This is a genomic window from Deinococcota bacterium (assembly GCA_030858465.1).
GTDB lineage: Bacteria > Deinococcota > Deinococci > Deinococcales > Trueperaceae > JALZLY01.
Genome location: JALZLY010000105.1, coordinates 1 through 5,013, shown reverse-complemented (window position 1 = coordinate 5,013; position 5,013 = coordinate 1). Strand labels below are relative to the sequence as shown.

The 5,013-nt window shown below is 65.5% G+C and carries 4 protein-coding genes and 1 pseudogene; 2 read left to right on the top strand and 3 right to left on the bottom strand.

The genetic code is table 11. From position 1 onward, the window contains the following. Positions 1–1,151: beta-N-acetylhexosaminidase (gene nagZ / locus M3498_05005; GenBank protein ID MDQ3458655.1), on the bottom strand; the 1,151-nt coding region annotated here is incomplete at its 3' end. Between the two features lie 76 nt (positions 1,152–1,227). Continuing rightward, a complete protein-coding gene (surE, locus tag M3498_05000; protein ID MDQ3458654.1) occupies positions 1,228–1,959 on the bottom strand; it encodes a 5'/3'-nucleotidase SurE in 732 nt (243 codons plus the stop codon). Between the two features lie 111 nt (positions 1,960–2,070). On the opposite strand from surE, the gene M3498_04995 reads away from it, so the two are divergent. Together M3498_04995 and M3498_04990 are read left to right on the top strand one after the other, a co-directional pair. Next, entirely contained in the window at positions 2,071–2,937 is an 867-nt protein-coding gene (locus M3498_04995) for a diacylglycerol kinase family lipid kinase (protein MDQ3458653.1), read from the top strand. A gap of 149 nt (positions 2,938–3,086) precedes the next feature. Continuing rightward, positions 3,087–3,563: an Lrp/AsnC family transcriptional regulator gene (locus M3498_04990; GenBank protein ID MDQ3458652.1), complete on the top strand. Its 477-nt coding sequence runs from the start codon at positions 3,087–3,089 to the stop codon at positions 3,561–3,563. 257 nt (positions 3,564–3,820) lie between these two features. On the opposite strand, the pseudogene M3498_04985 reads toward M3498_04990, so the two are convergent. Then, positions 3,821–4,956: pseudogene (locus M3498_04985) on the bottom strand (IS630 family transposase). Positions 4,957–5,013: the final 57 nt, after the last annotated feature.

Here is a 5,013-nt window from a genome sequence, read left to right as displayed (position 1 = left end):
CCCTCGCTGACGTTCTCGCCGGGCGTCTCGCGGGCGACCAGGAGCAGGACCGGTGCGTTGGGCGCGGGCCGCCGCGGCTCCCCGTAAAGGCTCAGGCCGCGCCGCCAGGCCTCGGCCATGAGCGCCTCGTCCGCCTCTCGAGCCTCGGCGCTGTAGGCCACAGCCCGGGCGGGAAAGCGGGCGGCGAAGCCCTCGAGCCTTTCCAGGCTGCGCCGCGTGGCCGCCCCGTCGAGCCGCCCCCCTTGCCGCGCTAGCGCGATGGCCGCGAGCGTCTCCTCTTGCGCCTCCCTGGAGCCTAACGCCATCACCATGTCCGCGCCGGCCTCGAGCGCCATCACGGCCGCCTCGCCGCGGCCGAAGTTGTCGGAGACCGCCTTCATGCCCATCGAGTCGGTGATGATAACCCCGTCATAGCCCCAGTCCTGGCGCAGCAGTTTGGTCAGGATCTCGCGCGAGAGCGTAGCAGGACGCTCGCCGCCCAGCGCCAGGTAGACGATGTGCGCCGTCATAAAGGCCGGTACGCCCGCCGCGACGGCCCTTTTGAAGGGACGGAACTCGAGCTCCGCCAGCTCGTCCATGGGCTTGTCCACGGTCGGCAGAGAGAGGTGGCTGTCCAGATGGGTGTCGCCGTGGCCGGGAAAGTGCTTGACGCAGGAGGCGACGCCCTCTCCTTCCGAGCCGCGCGCCCAGGCGAGCGCCAGCGAGGCGACGGCCTCGGGGTCGCCGCCAAAGGAGCGGTCACCGATGACCGGGTTGCGCGGGTTGTTGCTCACGTCCAGGACAGGCGCGAAGTTCCAGTTGACGCCCAGCGCACGCAGCCCCCTCGCCGTCGCCGCCCCCACCCTGAAGGCGAGTTCGGGGTCCTGACTGGCGCCCAAGCTCATGGCGCTCGGCGGAAAGGGCAGGTCGCGGGTGCGCACCACGCCGCCCCCTTCCTGGTCGATGGCGATAATCGCGCCCGGCCCGATGAGCTCGCGCAACTCCGCCACCAGCCGCTGCGCCTGCGCGCTGCTCGCCGCGTTCCTGCCAAACAGGCAGACCGCGCGGATGTCATGCCGCAGCAGGTGATCGCGCCAGGCGTCGTCCAGCTCCGGGCCGGGCAGATCGACCATGATCAGGGGGCCGGCGTCGGGGTAGGCTTCTTTGGTCACGTGCTGTCTCCTAGACTGTCTACTAGGGATAGGTTAAGGGCACTGGCCCTAGTGGGCCTACCTAGTAGAGCTTTGCTCAGTCCGACACCAGTTCGGCCCTGGCTCGAGCCAAAGCCTGCCGGTCGGTGAGATCGAGCCTGAGCGGCGTCAGCGAGACCAAACCCTGCTCGGTGGCCCAGCGGTCGCTGCCCTCCTCGGTGGCCTCGATGGGCACGGCGGCGAACCAATAGTGCTTGCGGCCCATCGGGTCCTCGCCGGGAAAGACCTTGCCGTCGTAGTGGCGCACCGACTGAAAGGTCCAGCGCAGGTCGGTGGGCCGCTCGGGAAAGTTGACGTTGACGAGCCTGAGCGAGGGGTCCTCGAGCAGGCGCTCGATCACCCGCACGGCGTAGGGCTTGAGGGCCTCGTAGTCGACGCCCTCGTCGATGGCCGGAGCGCTGAAGGCCACCCCGCGCATGCCCAACAGTGTCGCCTGCTTGGCGCCCGCCAGCGTCCCCGAGTGCCACATCGAATTGCCCAGGTTATAGCCGATGTTGATGCCCGAAAAGACCAGGTCCACCTTTTCCCAGTGATAGCCGCCCAGGGCCACGCAGTCGGCGGGGGTGCCGTTCACCCGGTAGGCCTCGAAACCGTCTATGGGCGTCTTGCGGTAGTGGAGCGGCCTCGAAGCGGTGATGGCGTGGCCCATCGAGGACTGCTCGACATCGGGGGCGACGATGCGGACCTCGCCGAACCGGGCGGCAACCTCGGCCAGCGCCTTGATGCCGGGGCTGTAGATGCCGTCGTCGTTGGTGATGAGAATGCGCATGCTTCCTCCTTGCGGCGCGAGCCTTCACCCTACTATACTATGCCCCAACCCCGCCCCGCCAACCGTAAGGACGACCCGAGACTCGCGGCGTCACTCGGCTAGACTGAGGCCATGACGACGACCCGGCAAGCGACCCTTATCTACAACGGCGACCCCGAGAACGGCGACCCCAGCAGCGACGAGCTCGAGGCGGCGCTGGAGGCTGCCGGCTACAGCACCACGGCGGTTACCAAAAAGACAATGGATGAGGCCCTGGAGGCGCCCAGCGACTTAGTGATCGTCGCCGGCGGCGACGGCACGGTGGGCTCGGTGACGAGCCTCTTGCTCGGCCGCGGCCTGCCCTTCGCCATCCTGCCGCTCGGCACCGTCAACAACGTCGCCCGGACTCTGGGTCTAGGCGGTCCCGTGGAAGCCCTCATCGCCGGCCTGGCCGCGCCGCGCCGCCGGCCCTTCGATATCGGCCTCGCCCACGGTCCCTGGGGCGAGCGTCCCTTCGTCGAGGCGGTGGGCACGGGCCTCTTCGCCCACACCCTGGCCGAGCGCGCCGGCGAAGAGGACAAAGCGCCGGAGCGCGCCCTCAAAAGGCTGCTCGAGACCCTATCCGGCTACCACGCTAGGCCCTGGACCATCACCCTCGACGGCGAAGACCTGTCGGGTGACTACCTGCTCGCCGAGGCCATGAACATCCGCTCCATCGGGCCCAACCTGGAGCTCGCTCCCCAGGCCGAGGTCGGCGACGGCCTTTTGGACCTCGTCCTCGTCGGCGCGGACGAGCGCGAGGCGCTCGGCAGCTATCTCAACGGCCGCCTGAGGGAGGAGCGGCCGCAAGCCGGGTTCCGGGTGCGGCGCGGCAAGAGGGTGAGGCTCGAGCCCATGGGCGAGCCCCTCCACCTGGACGACGAGACGGAGCGGCCGGACGGCGTGGTCGAACTCTCTTTGCAGGCGGGCGCGCTCGAGCTGTGGCTGCCAGAGACCTGAGCCTTCGTCCTCTTGCCGCGCTAGAACCCCTCGTCCACCACCAGTTCGCCGCGCGGCTCGATACCGATCGATACCGGTGCCGAGGACCGAGCGGACGCACCGCGCCCTACCAGGACAGGGCGTGGTAGCCTTTGATAGGAACGAGAACCATGACCTTCGACGCCATCGACCAGCACATCCTCAGCATTCTCCGCGACGACGGCCGCGCCAGCCACGCCACTATCGCCAAGCGGGTGGGCCTGTCGGCGCCCGCCGTGGGCGAGCGGGTGCGCAAGCTCGAGGGCCTGGGGGTCATCCGCGGCTACCGCGCGGTCTTCGATGCCGAGGCCCTGGGCCGCGGCGTTTGCGCCTATGTCTCGATCGCGCCGCAGCCGCGCTATCCCGCCGCCAACCTGGTCGAGAACCTGGGGCCCCTGCCCGAGATCGAGGAGCTTCATGCGGTCGCCGGCGAGCACGGCTACATCGCCAAGGTCCGCGTCGCCAGCACCCAGAAGCTCGACAGCTTCTTGGACCGGCTGTGGATGGTCGAGGGCGTCGAGCGCACCCAGACGACGGTCATCTTGCGGACGACCGTGGACAGGCCCATGCACTTAGCCTTTGGGGACGGGACCGGGGAGCCGGTATGAAGGCTCGCCTGGGTTAAGGGCACTAGCCCTTAGGCCCTAGTGGTCTGTCAAGGCAAAAATGATGGGTTGTCCCTGCGGGGTGCTGCGCGAACATTGCGAGCGAAGCGAAGCAATCTCTTGTGAGGAGAGAGGCGCGAGATTGCCACGTTGCTTCGCACGACTTCGTACCCGCTCCGCTCCTCGCAACGACCCATCAAAAGAAGGCTGACAGACTACTAGTGGGCCTCAACTAATAGGTTAAGGGCACTAGTAGTCTGTCAAGCAGAAGTTGACGGGTAGAGCCGCCTGAGCTTGATACGAGCATCGGCAGTAGTAAAGCGCCAGTCAACAGTAGCCTGAGAGGCATTGCGCTCAGCTTCTCAGGCGCTGATCTCTTGTTCCAGCATGTGCTTGTCGGGAATACGCCTGTTGAGACACTGACGCGAGAGCACCGAGAGTTCGATTTCAGCCATGTTGAGCCAGGAGCCGTGCTTAGGCGTGTAGTGGAACTCTATTCGGTTCAGGATACGTGCTGCTTCCTGCGGAGCAAAGGCTTCATAAAGAGCATCAGGGCCGTGGGTGTTGAGCTGGTCACGAACCACGGTGATGGTGGCGGCTTGAGGAAAATGAACATCGACCAGCTCACGCATGCAGTGGGCAAAGTCGATCTTGGTGCGACGCTCGGTCACCTTGACGTGACGCCAGACTTCTAAGGGCGCAAAGAACATGAACAGGTTGGCGGTGCCTTCGCGGTGGTACTCGTAGTCATAGCGCTCAGGCTGACCCGGCACCGAGGGTAGAGGCTCACGCACTTCGCGGATCAGTTGGGTGGGCTGCTCGTCGAAACAGACCAGCGGTGTGGTCTCATCAAAGGGTCGTTGATACACCTCAAGCACATCTTCCAGGTGATAAACGAAGGCGGCACTCTGCTGGGGCGGAATCACCCACATCTCCTTCAGATGCGGCTTGAGTTCGTTTTTTTTAGCACCTGCCGAACGGTCTCATGCGACACGCTGTCGATATGCTCAAGCGCCACCAGCTTGTCCGCCAACAGTCGCAGCGACCAGACTGCCCTTCCTTCAGGCGGCTTGCTGCAAGCCAAGGCGATCAGCTGAGCCTCTTGTACACCATCCACTTTCCGCTGCCGCGAGCTTGATGAGGGCCGGCGATGAAGTGCTGCCTCCAAGCCTTCTTCGATAAACCGTCGGCGCACCCGCTCAACCGTAGAAACGCTCACCTCTAACGCCTCACCAATCTGCTTGTCTTCCCAGCCTGGCCCGTTGCAACTCTGGTCGGCCTTCAACAGGATACGAGCATAGGTGAACTTGCGTGCCGCGGCTTTGCCTGTCCCGATGAGTTCCTCCAGCGTGCCGCGCTCAGCCTTGGTCATGGTCACAACGTAGCGTTTGCCCATCCTTATGCCTCTTTTCTAGGAGTTTTGCAACACCATTAGACTACCTGTTTTACCCTC

Coding starts and splice junctions, on each gene's coding strand:
- surE (MDQ3458654.1), bottom strand. CDS start 1,959: ATGCGCATTCTCATCACCAACGACGACGGCATCTACAGCCCCGGCATC.
- M3498_04995 (MDQ3458653.1), top strand. CDS start 2,071: ATGACGACGACCCGGCAAGCGACCCTTATCTACAACGGCGACCCCGAG.
- M3498_04990 (MDQ3458652.1), top strand. CDS start 3,087: ATGACCTTCGACGCCATCGACCAGCACATCCTCAGCATTCTCCGCGAC.